This is a genomic window from Actinoplanes xinjiangensis (assembly GCF_003148685.1).
Lineage (GTDB): Bacteria > Actinomycetota > Actinomycetes > Mycobacteriales > Micromonosporaceae > Actinoplanes > Actinoplanes xinjiangensis.
On the sequence record NZ_QGGR01000011.1, the window covers coordinates 176,724 to 192,561 of the forward strand.

The window sequence follows — 15,838 nt, forward strand, 5'->3', positions numbered from 1 at the left end:
TCAGCGGCCCGGCGGATCGCCGGGCCGCTTCCCGGGGCCGGGTGACCGCTCGTCGCGCCGCGCTCAGCGGTGCAGGCGGGCCAGCCATCCGTTCGGATCGCGCCGGACCCGGTCGACGGCGCTGAGGGCGGCGCCGATCACCGCGGCATCCGGGCCCAGCGGCGCCGGCCGCACCTCCACCGGTGACCAGCCGGTGCGCAGAACCCGGCGGCGCAACTCCCGGTGGATGCCGTCGATCAGCCACGACGCCAGCAGCGCATAGCCGCCGCCCAGCAGCACGGTGTCCACCCTCACCAGATTGACCAGGCCCGCGATCGCGATGCCGAGGGCGGTGGCGGCCTCGTCGAGTGCTGCCAGGATGCGCGGATCACCGGCGGACACCAGCGCGTCGATGGCGACCGCCGGAGACCGGGCCACCTCCGGGGAGCCGGCCCCGCGGTCACCGGAAGCGGCGAGGATCGACTCCAGTCCGGCATAACACTGGAGGCAGCCGGTGGCGCCGCACACGCACGGCGGGCCGCCGGAACCGACCATGACATGCCCGAGCTCGCCCGCCCAGCCGTCGAGCTGGGCGCCGTCCAGCACCAGGCCCGCGCCGATGTCGAACTCGCCGCTCACACAGACGAAGTCGCGCAGCTCCGGGCCCGCCGCATACCACTCGGCGAGGGCGGCCAGACGGGCGTCGTTGCCGACGTGCACCGGCAGGCCGAGCCGCCCGGACAGGGCGGCCCCCGCATTCACGTCGCGCCAGCCGAGCGCGGGCGCGAGCCGGACGACCGCATCGTCGCGCACCGGTCCCGGCACGGCGAGCGTGACACCGACGACCGTGAGGTTCTCCGCCGCGGCCGCGGTGACCGCACGGCCCGCCATCGCGGCGAGCCCGCCCAGCACGGCCTCCGGCCCGGCACCGGGGCGGTCGGCGAACTCCAGGTGGCGGACCGTGCCGGTCAGGTCGACGACACACGCGGACAGCACGTCGGCGCGGATGTCCAGGCCCAGCCCGGCCGGCCCGGAACGGGCCAGGCTCAACCCGACCCGCGGCCGGCCGCTGCCGCCGGAGCGGGACGGCCCGGCCTCCACGATCAGCTCCGCGGCGAGCAGCTCGTCGACGATCCGGGTGATGGTCGGCCTGGTCAGGCCGGTGGCGGCGGCCAGTTCACTGCGCGAGATCGGCGCGTCCCGGGCACCGGCGATCTGCCGGAACGTGAGCACCAGATTGTGGGCGCGCAGGCCGTCCTGCCGGATCGGGCCGTCCGTGCGGGGCGCCACCCGGTGCACCGGCCGGGTCATGCGGCGAGTTCGTCGGCATATGCGGCGGCCCGCCCCGGTGACACGTCGCCGTCGGCGATCACGGTCACGATCCGGCGTTTCAGGCCCGCACCCGGCGCCAGCAGCAGCGGCTCCTCCCATGCCAGCGACGAACCGATACCCACGTAGTCGCGGGTCCGCACGAACCACCGGTCCCCGCGGGTCGCCTCGTCGGCACCGAGGAACACCAGCGTCCAGCCGGCTCCGGCGACCGACAGCCAGCGGGCCCGGCCACCGTGGACGGCGTCGCCGTCCTCCGGCGCGGTCACCCGGCACTGCCCGGACGGCGCCCGCCAGAAGAACCCGCCGTACCCGGCGCCGGCCCGTCCGTGCGCGGCCGGACTGCGGATCGGCAGCTCCCGCTCGGCCACGTTGATCAGCGAGAACGTGAAGTCCAGCGCCCACGCGTCCGGCCCGGCCGGCCGCCACGACAGGGTGCGCCGCTCATAGAACAGCACCGAGCCGTCGATACTGTTCCAGCGCAGCGTGTGCATGAGCTGCCCGGGGCGGCGCCGCACCCAGCGCATGTGCACCTGACTGCCCTGATTGTCCAGCCAGGCCGGCCCGTGGCCGGGCAGGAACGTGCGGCCACCCCAGAAGTTCGCGCCGTCCACCTCGGCGACCGCGACGCTGACGCCCAGGTGGTGACGGTGCGAGGCGGGCATCAGCTCGGTCACCGTGGTCCCGGCCAGGGTGCGGACCGGATGAAGGTACGGCCGGGGCGCCAGCGACGACGGCAGATCGGGCCGCCACGCATACTCGGCGACGGTCCGGTCGCCGAGACGCAGAACCTCAACGGCGTCACCGGTCACGGAAGCAGGATAGTGTCACGGCGCCGCCGGTGTGATCGCGGTCGCTTCGACCACCGTGGTTCCGGGCCCGTCGACACCGCCCGCGACCGTGCACGACCGCAGATGACCGCGCCCGCCGGCCGCCTCGTAGTCGCCGGTCAGCCGGGCACCGACGAGCAGGACCCGGTCACCGGCCGCCCGGACCGCCGGGGCACCGGTCGCCTGCACGGCGATGTCCTGCACCACCGTCTGGTCACCGAGCACGGCCAGCGTCGCCGCGCCGGCGGTGCCCTGGACGCCGCCGTAGAACTTCGCGGCCGACGCCGCCGTGTCGTAGGTGATCAGCACGTCGCCGTCCCCGCGGACCGTGACGTTCGACTGGTCCGGCCAGATGCGGACCTGCTCCCGGTACACCCCGGGCCGCACGACGATCTCGACCCGGCCGCGGGCGTCCCGGGTGGCGCCGAGCGCGGCCAGCAGACTGCCGTAGTCACCGGAGCCGTCCAGGGCCACGGTCACCGTGCGCGGTGTCCGCGCCGTCGGGGTACGCGGTCCGGCGTACCGTCTGATCAGGTCTTTGACCGTCGCGGCCGGGTCGGGGGAGTAGACGTAGAACGCGGCCGGGTCGAAGGCGGTCCCGGCGCTGTCGATGCGCCCGGCCGTGCCGGTGAACAGGTTCCGGCGCTGCACCAGCTGCGCGGCCGCCCCGTGCGCCACCAGCGGATCGTTGACGTACTCGAACACGCTGTCCTCGACGACCACGCGGGCGTTGTTGCGGCTCATCGTCCCGTACTGGGTGACGTCGCTCAGATAGTTGTTGTACAGGTGCGCGGCGGCCGTGTTGTCGAGGCTCCAGTTACGTTGCACGGTGTTGCGGATCCAGTTGTGATGCGCGGTCAGCCGGGTGACGACGTTAGCGGTCCAGCCGACGCCGAGCGCCTTGTTGACGTCGCTGATCACGTTCCACGACAGCGTCACCCGGTCACTGTCCTTGCGGATGTCGATGCCGCCGTCGCCGACCCGCTCGACCCGCACGTGGTCGATCCACACCAGGTCGGCGGTGTCCAGGCGGATGCCGTCGTTGTCGTTGTCGGCGCTCTTACCGTCGAAGTCGCCCGGAACGTAGGAGTCGCGGATCGTCAGGTTCCGGATGACGACGTTGTGCGCGCCGTTCAGGAACAGCCCACCGCCGACGAGTTCGGCCCCCGGCCCGCTGCCGACGATGGTCTTGTCGTCACCGACGGTGATCATGTCGCCGAACGGGTCCACCCGGATACTGCCCGCGATCTGCACGGTCAGTGGCCCGGGTGCCGTGGCCCAGGCCCGCAGTTCGGCCAGGGTGGTGGCGCGGACGGTACGGCCGCCCGCACCGCCGGTGGCGTCGGCGGCGAAGCCGGTCGCCCGGTCGGTCCAGGACGGGTCGGCGGTCGCGGCGGCGGGTGCGGCAGGGCCGGTGAGCAAAGCGGCTCCCAGAACGAGGGCGGCGAGGGGACGTCTCATGACTGCTCCCGGTCGTTGTCCGAGGCGGTGATCGGGTCTTTCGTCACGGCGGTGGCCCGGTCGCCCTCCACGGCGGTGATGCGGAGGGGACCGAAATCGGCGTGGCCGGTGTGTCCGATGGCGAACAGGCCGAGGGTGGCGCCGATCCAGCCTCCGGGCGTCGCGGGGAACGGCGGGCCGACGTCCTGCCAGCCGTTTCCGGTGTCGGCGGCGAAGTGGGCGACGGCGCCGTCGGTGACGGTCAGGGCGAGGTGGACCGGACCGCTGACCGGTTGCGGGCTGGCGGCGTCGTGGTCGTCCTCGCCTCCGGCCTCGGCCGTGCGGCGGATCAGTCGCGGTCCGCCGGGCTGCTGTTCGAGACCGACCCAGCTGTACGAGTGACCGAGCACCGTCAATCCGGCCCGTGCCCCGGGTCCGGCGTCCAGGCGCACCGTGGTCTCGGCGCGGAACCGTGGCCCGGGCAGCCGCCGCCCCAGGACGGCGGGGAAGGTCCGCAGGTCGTCTCCGGGTTCGCACGCCAGCCGGATGCCGTTCGCGGGGTGCAGTTCACCCGCCGCGGGCCGGCCGGGTGCGGGGTTGGCCGGCCACGTCCACTCGTCCACTGCGTCGAGAACGCGTGTCGTTTCCGGCCCGCTCCCGGGAACGCGTGTCGTTGTCGGAGGCTTGCCGGGGACGGGTGCCGCTGTCGGTTCGAGGAGCGGCTTGCGGTACCGGATGACCGGCTCGCCACGGTCGCCGATCACCGGCCAGCCGCTGTCCTGCCACCTCATGGGCTGAAGGTGGACCACACGTCCGTACGCATGAAGGTCCTGAAAGTGCAGAAACCAGTCCTCGCCGGCCCGCGTCCGCACCCACGCGCCCTGATGCGGGCCGTTGATCTTCGTTGTGCCCTGTTGGAGCACGATGCGCTGCTCATAGGGGCCGAAGACGGTCCGGGAGCGCATCGCGTACTGCCAGCCGTCGGTGACGCCACCGCCCGGGGCGAAGATCCAGTACCAGCCGTCCCTCTTGTACCACTTGGGGCCCTCGAGGGTGCGGCAGCCGGGGATCGTGTCGCCGTCGACGACGAGCGTGCCGGTGCCGAGTGACCGTTGAAGATCAGGGGTCATCCGGTGCGCGGTGAGCCGGTTGTTGAAGCCGCAGCGGCTCTTCGCCCAGGCGTGGATCAGGTAGGCGCTGCCGTCGTCGTCCCACAGCGGGCACGGGTCGATCAGTCCGCGCCCGGGGAGGACGAGCCGTGGTTCGCTCCACGCCCCGGCCGGATCGTCGCTGGTCGTGACGTAGATGCCGTAGTCCGGGTCGGGGTAGCAGATCCAGAACCGGCCGTCGTGGTGACGCAGCGCGGGTGCCCACACGCCGCAGCCGGGCCGGGGTGCGCGATAGGCGTCCTCGGGAACGAGCCGTTCCCGGGCGTGCCCGATCAACCGCCAGCCGACCAGGTCGGTGGAGTGCAACACCGGCAGTCCGGGCACGCGGTGGAAGCTTGACGCGATCATGTAGAACGCGTCCCCGACCCGGATGACGTCCGGATCCGACCAGTCGGCATGAAGGATCGGATTGCGGTAGCCACCGTCGCCGGTGTCGGCGGTCCACGGCGCGGTCACGGGCGGACCCTCCCGGCGGCGGCCCGGCGGGCTGCGGTCATCGGTGGGCCTCCTCGGCTGCGGTGAGGGCTTCGTCGGTCGGGGTGCCGTCGGCGACCAGCACCGACAGCCGGCGGGTGAGGGCGCCGCCCGCCGGGACGACCAGGCGTTCCCACGCGAGGGCCGAGCAGACGCCGGCGTAGTCGTCGCAGCGGACGAACCACGGGTCGGGCGAGATCGTGTCGGTGAGGAAGACCAGGGTCCAGCCGCCGCCCTCGACCGACAGCCAGCGCGCCGCCCGGCCGTGGACGGCGTCGATGCCGGTGCCGGTCTCGGCGCTGATCCGGTGGTCGCCGTCGGGTGCCCGCCAGAAGAATCCGCCGTACCCCGCGCCGGTCCGGCCGCGGGCCGCCGGGCTGTCCAGGGTGAGCGTGCCGCCGGTGGCGCTGGTCAGGGTGAAGTCGACGCGCAGCAGCCAGGCGGTGCCGTCGAGGTGGTGGGCGGACAGTCCGCGGGATTCGTGGGCGAGGGCGTGGCCGTCGCGGTCCAGCCAGTCGAGTTCCTGGTGCAGGCGGTCGCCGGAGCGGTGCAGCCAGCGGGCGTGCCGCTGCCGGCCGTGGTTGTCGAGGTGGACCGAGCCGTGTCCGGCGACATAGGTGCGCCCGCCCCAGAAGTTGGCCTCGTTGAGGACCGGGACGGCGATGCTCGCGCCGAGGTGGTGCAGGTGGTCGGCCGGCATGAATCCGGTGACCGTCAGTCCGCCGAGGGTGGTCACCGGGTGCAGGTAGGGGCGGGGCGAGACGGTGGCGGGCAGGTGCGGATCCCACACGTACCGGGCCACCACCCGCCCGGCGCAGGACAGGTCGTGTGCCTGAACGGTCGGCATGGACGGCAAGCTAGCGGCGCAAACCCAGTTACGTCAATCTCTGAAACAAATCCCCCCGGAGCCGTTGACATACATGGCACTCGATAGATAAAACACTGAAACAAATTGCCTGCGGGAGGATCCACCGTGAACTCACGTCTCGACCGGCGCCGGCTGCTCACCCTCGCCGGCATGGCCGGGCTCGCCGCGACCCTGCCCGCCTGCGGCCGCGGGTTCGGCGGCAACGGCGACAGCGACGGCAAGGTCGAACTCAACATGGTCTGGTGGGGCGACGCCCATCGCGCCGAGCTCACCCAGAAGTCCCTCGACCTGTTCCAGTCCGCCAATCCGGGCGTCCGCGTCCGCACCGAATACCAGGACAGCAGCCCGTACAAGGACAAACTCGCCGCCCGCTTCGCGGCCGGTGACCCGCCGGACCTGATGGCGATGCGCTTCGACAGCCTGCGGGAGTACGCCGACCGCGGCACCCTGCTCGACCTGGCCCGCCATCCCGAACTCGACCAGAACGGCCTCACCGAGCCGGCGCGTGCTCTCGGCCGGGTCGGGAGTGCGAGCTACGGCGTGCCGTCCGGGCTCAACACCATCGGCTTCGTCATCGACAAGACCCTCACCGATCAGTACGGCGTGGACATCCCCGACGGTGACACCTGGAGCTGGGCCGACCTCGCCACCTTCGCGCAGAAGGTCACCAGGGCCAGCGGCGGCAAGGTGTACGGCACCAACTTCGAACCGTGGACGGTCGCCAACCTGCTCGTCTTCGCCCGCCAGCGCGGCGAGGACTTCTTCACCGCCGACGGCCGGCTGGGCGCCACCGAGGCCACCCTGACCGCGTGGTATCAGCTGGTCGAGGACCTGCGTGAGGCCGGCGGCATCCCGCCCGCCGGGTTCATCGACCAGAACAACGGCGCCTCACCGGCCCAGTCCTACCTGGCCAAGAAGTCGATCGCCTCGCAGATCATCCCCACCAACAACCTGCTCGGGTTCAACCAGGCGTGCGGCGGCAATCTGGTGCTGCTGCGGATCCCCGGCGAGACCCAGGGCACCCGGCGCGGCCAGTCCGTCGACACCCCCGCACTGTGGTCGGTGGCGGCCGCCTCCCGGCACCCGGCCGAGGCGATCAAGCTGCTGAACTTCCTGATCAACGACACCGAGGCCGCCAAGGTCGCCGGCGTCACCCGCGGGGTGCCGGCCAACAGCCGGGTCGCCGAGACGATCGCCCCCGGGCTGGAGCCGGACAACAAGCGCTCCAGCGACTTCCTCGCCGCCCTGCAGAAGGAGAAACTGCCGGCGTCGTACCCCTATCCGGTCGGCGCCAGCAAGCTCACCAGCATCCTCAAGACCATCAGCACCGAGGTCGAATTCGGCCGGACCAGCCCGGCCGACGCCGGCAGACAGTTCGTCACCGAGGCCCGCAAGGCCATCGCGCCATGATCCGAAGGCGTCAGGACTGGGCGGGGTACGCCTTCCTGCTGCCCTGGTTCGGCGGCATGGTGTTCATGGTCGTCCCGTTCTTCGCGTCGCTGTACCTGGCGTTCACCGACTACGACCTGCTCACCCCGCCACGCTGGGCCGGCCTGGCCAACTTCCGGGAGATGGCCGGCGACGTCAAACTGCACCAGTCGCTGAAGGTCACGTTCGTCTACACCCTGGTGTCGGTCCCGGCGTCACTGGCGGTCGCGCTCGCCGTGGCCATCGTGCTCGACCGCGGCGTGCGCGGCCTGGCGATCTACCGCAGCATCTACTACCTGCCGTCGCTGCTCGGCGGCAGTGTCGCCATCGTGATGCTCTGGCGCTACCTGTTCGGCTACGACGGCATCGTCAACGACTTCCTGTCCTGGTTCGGCATCGCCGGGCCGGCCTGGACCACCGACCCCGACCATGCGCTGACCACGCTGATCCTGCTGCACGTGTGGACGTTCGGCGCCCCGATGGTGATCTTCCTGGCCGGGCTGCGGCAGATCCCCGCCATGTACTACGAGGCCGCCGGCATGGACGGCGCGTCGACGTGGCGGCAGTTCCGGTCGATCACCCTGCCGCTGCTCAGCCCGATCATCTTCTTCAACCTGGTGCAGGCGCTGATCGCGTCCTTTCAGACCTTCACCCAGGGGTACGTGCTCAGCAACGGCAGTGGCGGCCCGGCCGACTCCACCCTGTTCTACAACCTCTACCTGTACCAGAAGGGGTTCGCCGAATTCGACATGGGCTACGCCTCGTCGATGGCCTGGCTCCTGCTGATCATCATCGCGGGGTTCACCGCGATCAACTTCCTCGCGGCCCGCTACTGGGTCTTCTACGACAACTGACGGGGCCGCCTGATGTCGCTCACCCTGACCCGTACCCCGCAGGCTCCCTCCGCGGCGCCGCCCGCCGCGCGGCGTACCCGCCCGCGGTTCCTGCGGCACGTGCTCCTCAGTGGCGTCGGTGTCGTGATGATGTACCCGCTGCTGTGGATGATCTCCAGCTCGGTGAAGCCCAGTGACAGCGTCTTCACCGACGAGTCGCTGTGGCCGGCCGTGTTCGACTTCGGCAACTACGCGCGCGGGTGGACGGCGCTCAGCGAGCCGTTCGAGGTCTACCTGGTCAACTCGCTGATCATCGTCACGCTCAGCATCGTCGGGAATCTGCTGTCCTGTTCGCTGGCCGCCTACGCGTTCGCCCGGCTGCGGTTCACCGGCCGCAGACTGTTCTTCGCCATGATGCTCGGCACCATGATGCTGCCCGGTCACGTCCTGGTCGTCCCGCAGTACGTCATGTTCGACCGGCTCGGCTGGCTCAACACGTACTACCCGCTGCTGGTGCCGCACTTCCTGGCCACCAACGGGTTCTACATCTTCCTGATGGTCCAGTTCATGCGGTCGCTGCCGCAGGAGCTCGACGACGCCGCCCGCATCGACGGGTGCGGCCCGTTCCGGACCTTCTGGAAGGTCGTCATGCCGTTGTGCCTGCCGGCGTTCGCCACCACCGCGATCTTCACCTTCATCTCGGTGTGGAACGAGTTCTTCAGTCCGCTGCTCTACCTCACCGACCCGCAGCTGTACACCGTGCCGCTCGCCGTCCGGCAGTTCATGGACTCCGAGGGTCAGAGCCGGTGGGGCGAGATGTTCGCCATGTCGTTCGTGTCGCTGGCCCCGGTGATCGGATTCTTCATCGCCGGCCAGAAGTACCTGGTCAGAGGCATCGCAACCACCGGACTGAGGTGATCTCGCAAGCCGCCCTCGCCCTTCCGCCCCCACTGTAGCCACCAAAGTGGGGCATTGTCCCCGTTTCGGCCCCGGCGGTCGTTGATCTCCACCGAGGATGGAACGCCCGTGCGTGCGGTTCCCTCGTGGAAGGACTCTGATGACCGTCACCGACATCCTTTCCCCCGAATGCCTGGCCGATCCGACCGAAGTCTGGCAGGCGCTGCGCGAGACCGAGCCGCTCGCCTTCCACGAGGGCCTGAACGCCTACGTGATCAGCCGCTACGCCGACGTCGAGCGGGCCTTCAAGGATCCGGTGTTCACCAGCGACAATTACAGCTGGCAGCTGGAGCCCGTGCACGGCCGCACGATCCTGCAGATGGACGGCCGCGAACACTCGGTGCACCGGCGGCTGGTCACCCCGGCCTTCCGCGGTGGGGAGCTGACCGCCCGGTTCGTGCCGGTGATGCGGCGCAACACCACCGAGCTGCTCGACGCGTTCCGGCACACCGGTGAGGTCGACCTGGTCGACGCGTTCACCACCCGCTACCCGATCAACGTGATCGTGGACATGCTCGGCCTGCCCCGGTCCGACCACGTCCTGTTCCACCGCTGGTACACGTCGATGGTGGCGTTCCTGGCCAACCTCACCCAGGATCCGGAGGTGGCCGCCGCCGGGCTGCGGACCCGCGACGAACTGGCGGAGTACCTGCTGCCGCGGATCGCCGAGCGTGGTGCCGACCCGCGCGACGACCTGATGTCCGTGCTGTGCACCGCCGAGATCGACGGCGAGCGGATGACCGCCCAGGAGATCAAGGCGTTCGTCAGTCTGCTGCTGGTCGCCGGGGGCGAGACCACCGACAAGGCCCTCGCGAACATGATGCTCAACCTGATCCGTCACCCGGACCAGATGGCCCGGGTCCGCGCCGACCGTACGCTGATCGCCCACGCCCTCGCCGAGACGCTGCGGTACTCGCCGCCGGTGCAGATGATCATTCGGCAACCGGCCGCCGACGTGGAACTCTCCGGCGGGACCGTGCCGGCCGGCGCGACCGTGGTCTGCCTGATCGCCGCCGCCAACCGCGACCCCCGCCACTACACCGACCCGGACCGGTTCGACCTCACCCGCCCCGACCTGGACTTCGCCAAGGCCTACACGGCCGCCGCCGACCACACCGGCTTCGCCCTCGGCCGGCACTTCTGCGTCGGCGCCATGCTCGCCAGGACCGAGGTCGAGGTGGCCGCCAACGCCCTGCTCGACGCCATGGACGACATCGAACTGGCCGAGCCGCCCGTCGCGCGGGGCCTGTTCACCCGAGCCCCGACCACCTTGCGGGTGCGATTCCGCCCGGTGTCGTAGCGGCCGGCCGACGGTACCGCGCCCCTATCATCAACTGGCTATCATCAACGCTTCGAAGTTGATCGGTCACTCTGGATCGGGGCCGCCATGTCGGGGGAGATCGAGCCGCCTGTCTTTCGTGGCGTTCACGAACTGCTGAAACTGGTGCTGTTCCTCCGCCGGCGGCCACGATTCCTGCCCCGCGTGTCGGAGATGGCGGTGCACGGGGACATCCCGCTGCCACTGATCCAGCTGGCGGGGCCGGAGACGTCGGTGCACCACTTCCTGGTTGCCTTCCGGGACGAGTTGGAGAGGGCCGAGCCGCGTACGCCGTACGTCATGGTGGACGCCGCGACCGCAGAGCCGGCCGCACCCGAGCCGGCCCGACGGGAGCCGGGCGCGGAGCCGCAGGCCTCGGCCGAGGTACCGGAGATCTTCCTGCTCGACCGGATGTGCCGCGACCTGCAGGAGGACAGGTTCGCCGAACGCCCCAACAGGTTCCGGCGCTACCGGCTCGCCAGGTGGCTCACCCGGCGCACCCTGGCACAGTCCGGCCTGCGCGACCCGCAGTCGGAGATCGTCGGGATCCTCCGCGAGTGGCGTGGCGAGCCGACCGCGGTCCAGGACGCCAGCCAGAGCCAGCCCTCTCCGCAGGGCAGCACCGCACTGTCGACCGCGGCCCTGACCGGCGGGTTCTGGCTCGTCCGGCTCGGGCTGATCAAGTGGCTCGGCCGCCGTTCGTACGGCATCGTGCCGGAGGCCCGCTGGTTCATGCGGCGCCAGACCTACATGGTGCCGCGGCACTCCTCGGACTTCTTCGGGTTCGCCGAGCGGCTGACCGCCGGCAGGCTCACCAAGGAGAACGAGAACCAGCTGCACAAGCTGCTCGTGCACGCGTTCCTCGAGGATCTGCGGCAGGCGTACCGGCGGCGCCGGCTGTCGGTGCTGCCCCGGCGGCGCGGGTGGCGGCGTACCGCGTACATCCCGGTCCTGATCGACGCCGCCGCCGCCGACAACGGCGGCGTCCGGCTGATGAGCCTGATCAACGACGTCCGCAACGAGACCGGGGAACTCGATCCGCTGCTGGTGGTCGCCGGTCGCCGGGACAAGCCGGTCGCCGAGGGGCATACCGCGCCGTTCGCACCGGCCAGCAACAGCGCCTACGTCGCCTGGCGCAAGGACCTCCCGGTCCGGCGGCAGCAACTCGCCGCCGACGCGCGGTTCCTCACCATCCATCTGAACGCTCCACTGACGCCGCCGGAGATCGCCAACACCTCCGGCGAGGATGCGGACGCCTGGGCCGACCTGGACCTGAACCCGGGCCGGCCCTCCCGGTTCGCCCGGCGCGGCGTCCTCGAGGTGCTGCTGGTGGCCGCCCTGGTCGCGGTCGTCGCCCTGCCGGCCGCCCGCTGGGCCGACTACTGGCAGGCCGGCTGCTCCTACCTGCAAGTGAAGCCGGACGCCGGCATCGCGGTACGCCTCGCCGAACTGGCCCCCGGCGATCAGCAGTGCGTCGGCTACAGCGACAACGACGGGCAGGTCTTCGGCAGCAACGAACGGCTCGAAGCCGCCCAGCGGGAGGTGTTCCGCCTCAACGCCGCCGCGGTCGACCTCCACGAGCAGCAGAGCAACCGGCCCCTGATCAGCATCGTCTACTTCGCCGGGCTCACCCACGCCGGCACCGATCTGGAGACCGACAACGCGGTCGCCGAGGAACTGATCGGCCTGGCCATCGTGCAGCGCCAGCAGTATCTGTCGGTGACCGGCCAGAACGACCCCCTGCTGCGGGTGATCATCGCCAACGGCGGCCGCGGGATGGCGGTCGCCGACCAGGTCACCCGGGAGATGCTGATCCCGCTCGCCGAGAAGGACGCCACGGTCAAGGCGGTGGTCGGGCTGGACCGTACCGTCCCGCAGACCAGGCGGGCGATCACCGACCTCGGGCGGGCGGCCGTGCCGACGATCGCGACCACCCTCACCGGCTCGGGGCTCGCCGACGCGTCCAAGTTCTACTTCCAGATGGTCTCCGGTAACCCGCAGCAGGCCCAGCTGATCGCCGCCTATCTCCGGCACCTCACCGACCCGAAGGTGGAACTGCTCACCATCGTCCGCCCGGCCCCCGGCGGCCAGCCCGACGACTACGTCGACACCCTGGTGACCGAGTTGACCACAGCGGTCAAGGGGGTCGTCGAGGCCGAGGTGATCGCCCTGCCCGGCGGTGCCGCCCTGAAGCCGTGCACCAGCCCGGACCCGCGGGCCGGCGGCCGCAGCCGGATGTACTTCTACGCCGGCCGGGAGACCGGCTACGCCGCGTTCCTGCAGGCGATCAAACAGGACTGTGCGGTGGAGACCCTGCCCCGGATCGTCGCCGACGACGCGGTCACCCGGCTCGTCGCCCAGCCCGCGTTCCGTCAGCAGAGCTACGTGACGCAGATGGATCTCGACTACGTCGCGCTCGGCAGCCTGGTCGTCCTCGCCGGGCGCAGCTGCCCCCAGGAGCGGATCCCGGCCGCACCGCTGGCCACGAAGAGCCGCCTCGTGGAGTTCTGCGCGGGATACTTCGACCTGATCCACGACGACCGGTCCGAGCTGTTCGGCAAGGCGTGGGCGGTGCCGTCGTACCCGGGGGAGCGGGTGGGTGTCGCCTATGACGCGGCCAACCTGGTCATCACCGCCGCGCGGCAGGCCGGCCCCGACCCGTGGAACCGGGCGTGGCTGGCACAGCTGTTCCGGGACCAGGAGTTCGCGCACGTCGGCGCGAGCGGGCGGATCTCCTTCGCCGGCTCGCGGGTCGGCGCGGACCGCAACATCGCGGTACTGCGTCTGCCGACCCCCGCCAACGCCGGTGAGGCGGCCGGCGCGACCCCGCACTGTCTCTTTCTGATCGGCGAGCTGTACGGCAAGGAGACGGCCACCGCGCAGGCCCCGAACGGCTGCCCCACCGGTTGACGGAGACGCGGGGAGGTCATAATTTTCATCGGGCTGACGTGCTGATGAAAAGGGTGACCAGGAATGTCGGGAGAGAGCGGCGGGCTGCTGGGACGGCTGCGCATCGAGGGACCGCAGATGCCGGAGGCGCTGGGCCGCATCGCCGAAGCGATCCTCGCCGACCCGGAGACGTCGGCACACGCCAGCATCGTCGACCTGGCCGAGCGGTCCGGGACGTCCACCGCGACGGTCACCCGCTTCGCACGGACCCTCGGCTTCAAGGGGTACGCGAGCCTGCGCGTCGCCGTGGCCACCGAGACCGGCCGCGCCGAACAGGCCCGGTGGGAGACCGACATCAGCGGCGACATCGCGCCCGGCGATCCGCTCGACCAGGTGCTCAGTGTCGTCGCGGCAGCCGACACCCGGGCCATCCAGGGCACCGCCGCCGCCCTCGACGTGACCGCCGTCGACCGGGTCGCCGAGGCCATCGCCGGAGCCCAGCGGGTCGAACTGTTCGGGTTCGGCAGCAGCGGCACCGCGGCCCGGGAGATGGCGTTCCGGCTCGAACGGATCCGGGTACCGGTCTGGCACCGGCAGGACAGCCACACCGCGCTGACCAACGCGGCCCTGCTGCTGCCCGGCGACGTGGCGATCGGGCTGTCGCACTCCGGGCGTACCCGCGAGGTCATCGAAACGCTTGCCGAAGCCGCCGACCACGGGGCCCTCACCGTCGCGGTGACCAGTTTCGCCAGGTCGCCGCTGGCCGAGGTCGCCGACGTCGTCTTCACCACGAGCGTGCTGGAGACCACGTTCCGGCTGGCCGCGCTCTCCGCCCTGCATTCGCAGCTGCTGGTCCTGGACCTGATCTACGTGGCGGTGGCACAGCGCACCTACGAACGCACCGCGGAGGCACTGGAACTCACCGTCCGGGCCGTCGACGCGCACCGGTTGCCGGAGAAGGCGCCGAGCCGCAAACGCCGCCCGGCCACCGACCGTTAGGGCCGGTCGTCGCCGACGGCCTGCCGCACCACCAGGTAGACCTGCTCGACGGTGATGCCGTGCCGGCGGGCGATCATCGCGACGTCGTGCCCCTCGCCGTACTCGGCCACGATCGTGTCCGGATTCGCGAAGCCCTGCACCTGGTACGCCTGGGGAGCGTAGTAATCCGGCGGCGGCGGTGGCGGTGGCGGTGTGTGGTGACCGGGTGGCGGATACTGCCCGGTCTGCCCGCCGCCCGGCCCGACCTCCCGCTCGACCAGGGCGAACACCTGCTGGACGGTCCGTCCGTAACGCGCCGCGATGCCCTCGACCTCATACCCGTCGCCGAACTCCGCGACGATGCGGTCATCCCTGCCCGGGTACGCCTCAGCCACAGACCGACGCTACCGCGCGGCGTCCACCGCCGGAACCGTGGTCAGTTCATCGCGAGCGGGTCGGGCGGGAAGAGGTCGTGCCCGTCCCAGGGGTCGACCGCCTCCGGATAGCCGTTCTTCTCCAGCTCCGGCGCGGCCGGGGAGACCGGCGCCGGCGTCGGGAACGGCCTGGTGGCGGGCGTGGCGGGTAGCGACGGCGGCGGCGTCGGCGTGGCGAACGGCCGGGTGGCGGCCGAGGGCGGGGGAGGCGGGGCCGTGAAGGGCCTGGTCGCGGGCATCGGCCTGGTCGCGGGCATCGGGCTGGTCGCGGGCATCGGGCTGGTCGCGGGGGGCGGCGGTGCCGGGGTGGCGGCGGTGGGCTCGGCCAGCAGGGCCGAGGCGGCAGCCCGCTCCGACTTCAGCCGGGCGCGGGCCGAGTCGAAGACCGGGCCGCGCAGACCGGTCAGCGGCTCGTCCTGCCACAGTTCGAGCGCGGTCCGGATCTCGTCGGTGGCGGCACCGATCGCGCCGGTCTGGTGTTCGGCGTGGGCGCGGGCCAGCGCCGCCCGGAAGATCCCGGTGTCGACGGCGGTTTCACCCGCCCGGATGACGTATCCGCCGTCGGTCAGCGTGATCAGCGACGTCCGGTCCGGGTCGAGGCCCCGGCGCAGCGCCCCGATGTACCGCTGAACCACGTCGACACCGTTGGACGGCGGGTCGCCGTTCCACAGGGCGTCGACGATCTGCCGCAACGGCACCGGCCGGGGGGCGTGCAGCAGCAGAAGGGCGAGAACCGCCTGCTGTTTCGGAGGGCCCAGGTCGACCGGTTCGGCGCCCCGGAACGCCCGGATCGGGCCGAGCATCTCGAAGCGCACGCCGACGGCGGACGAGCCGTCGTTCATCTCAGTAACCCCACCGGCAGCAGCATAACGACGGCGGCCTCGTCCCAGGTCCGGCGGGTGAACAGGTGCG

General features: G+C 71.3%; 13 protein-coding genes. 6 read left to right on the plus strand and 7 right to left on the minus strand.

The genetic code is table 11. The features are described 5' to 3' along the window. Positions 1-63 precede the first annotated feature (63 nt). From BC793_RS24845 to BC793_RS24865, 5 genes are read right to left on the minus strand one after another with little or no spacing between them, the layout of a single operon-like run. The gene (locus BC793_RS24845) at positions 64-1,290 is read right to left on the minus strand and encodes an ROK family transcriptional regulator (RefSeq protein ID WP_109596225.1); all 1,227 of its coding nucleotides are present in this window, start codon (positions 1,288-1,290) and stop codon (positions 64-66) included. After that, entirely contained in the window at positions 1,287-2,120 is an 834-nt protein-coding gene (locus tag BC793_RS24850) for a DUF6807 domain-containing protein (protein ID WP_109596227.1), read from the minus strand. Before BC793_RS24850 ends, BC793_RS24845 begins: the two co-directional genes overlap by 4 nt. 15 nt (positions 2,121-2,135) lie before the next feature. Further along, complete coding sequence (locus BC793_RS24855; RefSeq protein ID WP_146246429.1) at positions 2,136-3,599, minus strand: pectinesterase family protein; 1,464 nt, start codon at positions 3,597-3,599, stop codon at positions 2,136-2,138. Then, on the minus strand, positions 3,596-5,203 hold the full coding sequence (locus tag BC793_RS24860; RefSeq protein WP_109596231.1) for a glycoside hydrolase family 43 protein: 1,608 nt from the start codon (positions 5,201-5,203) through the stop codon (positions 3,596-3,598). The genes BC793_RS24855 and BC793_RS24860 overlap by 4 nt, the downstream gene beginning before the upstream one ends. Positions 5,204-5,240: 37 nt before the next feature. Further along, positions 5,241-6,068 carry a DUF6807 domain-containing protein gene (locus BC793_RS24865; protein ID WP_109596233.1) on the minus strand — a complete coding sequence of 276 codons (828 nt, stop codon included), beginning with the start codon at positions 6,066-6,068 and terminating at the stop codon, positions 5,241-5,243. A gap of 126 nt (positions 6,069-6,194) precedes the next feature. Here BC793_RS24865 and BC793_RS24870 point away from each other — a divergent pair, with 126 nt between their 5' ends. The 6 genes from BC793_RS24870 (at position 6,195) to BC793_RS24895 (ending at position 14,513) form a co-directional block, all read left to right on the plus strand. Then, the gene (locus tag BC793_RS24870) at positions 6,195-7,499 is read left to right on the plus strand and encodes an ABC transporter substrate-binding protein (RefSeq protein ID WP_109596235.1); all 1,305 of its coding nucleotides are present in this window, start codon (positions 6,195-6,197) and stop codon (positions 7,497-7,499) included. Further along, positions 7,496-8,371, plus strand: a complete 876-nt coding sequence (locus BC793_RS24875; protein WP_109596237.1) for a carbohydrate ABC transporter permease — start codon at positions 7,496-7,498, stop codon at positions 8,369-8,371. Before BC793_RS24870 ends, BC793_RS24875 begins: the two co-directional genes overlap by 4 nt. A gap of 12 nt (positions 8,372-8,383) precedes the next feature. Further along, the gene (locus BC793_RS24880; RefSeq protein WP_109596239.1) at positions 8,384-9,268 is read left to right on the plus strand and encodes a carbohydrate ABC transporter permease; all 885 of its coding nucleotides are present in this window, start codon (positions 8,384-8,386) and stop codon (positions 9,266-9,268) included. A gap of 139 nt (positions 9,269-9,407) precedes the next feature. Continuing rightward, positions 9,408-10,607, plus strand: coding sequence for a cytochrome P450 (locus tag BC793_RS24885; RefSeq protein WP_109596241.1), 1,200 nt, complete (start codon positions 9,408-9,410; stop codon positions 10,605-10,607). 87 nt (positions 10,608-10,694) lie between these two features. Beyond that, positions 10,695-13,535, plus strand: a complete 2,841-nt coding sequence (locus tag BC793_RS24890; protein WP_109596243.1) for a hypothetical protein — start codon at positions 10,695-10,697, stop codon at positions 13,533-13,535. Between the two features lie 63 nt (positions 13,536-13,598). Further along, on the plus strand, positions 13,599-14,513 hold the full coding sequence (locus BC793_RS24895; RefSeq protein WP_109596245.1) for a MurR/RpiR family transcriptional regulator: 915 nt from the start codon (positions 13,599-13,601) through the stop codon (positions 14,511-14,513). Here the strand turns inward: BC793_RS24895 and BC793_RS24900 are convergent. Next, positions 14,510-14,887 (minus strand): hypothetical protein, encoded by a 378-nt coding sequence (locus BC793_RS24900; RefSeq protein WP_109596247.1) that lies wholly within the window; start codon positions 14,885-14,887, stop codon positions 14,510-14,512. The genes BC793_RS24895 and BC793_RS24900 overlap by 4 nt on opposite strands. 41 nt (positions 14,888-14,928) lie before the next feature. Further along, positions 14,929-15,768, minus strand: coding sequence for an AfsR/SARP family transcriptional regulator (locus tag BC793_RS24905; protein WP_109596248.1), 840 nt, complete (start codon positions 15,766-15,768; stop codon positions 14,929-14,931). Positions 15,769-15,838 lie beyond the last annotated feature (70 nt).

Excerpts from the sequence above, each read along its gene's own strand:
- BC793_RS24895 (WP_109596245.1), top strand. The coding sequence starts at position 13,599 with ATGTCGGGAGAGAGCGGCGGGCTGCTGGGACGGCTGCGCATCGAGGGA.
- BC793_RS24905 (WP_109596248.1), bottom strand. The coding sequence starts at position 15,768 with ATGAACGACGGCTCGTCCGCCGTCGGCGTGCGCTTCGAGATGCTCGGC.
- BC793_RS24880 (WP_109596239.1), top strand. The coding sequence starts at position 8,384 with ATGTCGCTCACCCTGACCCGTACCCCGCAGGCTCCCTCCGCGGCGCCG.
- BC793_RS24865 (WP_109596233.1), bottom strand. The coding sequence starts at position 6,068 with ATGCCGACCGTTCAGGCACACGACCTGTCCTGCGCCGGGCGGGTGGTG.
- BC793_RS24885 (WP_109596241.1), top strand. The coding sequence starts at position 9,408 with ATGACCGTCACCGACATCCTTTCCCCCGAATGCCTGGCCGATCCGACC.
- BC793_RS24845 (WP_109596225.1), bottom strand. The coding sequence starts at position 1,290 with ATGACCCGGCCGGTGCACCGGGTGGCGCCCCGCACGGACGGCCCGATC.
- BC793_RS24875 (WP_109596237.1), top strand. The coding sequence starts at position 7,496 with ATGATCCGAAGGCGTCAGGACTGGGCGGGGTACGCCTTCCTGCTGCCC.
- BC793_RS24855 (WP_146246429.1), bottom strand. The coding sequence starts at position 3,599 with ATGAGACGTCCCCTCGCCGCCCTCGTTCTGGGAGCCGCTTTGCTCACC.
- BC793_RS24890 (WP_109596243.1), top strand. The coding sequence starts at position 10,695 with ATGTCGGGGGAGATCGAGCCGCCTGTCTTTCGTGGCGTTCACGAACTG.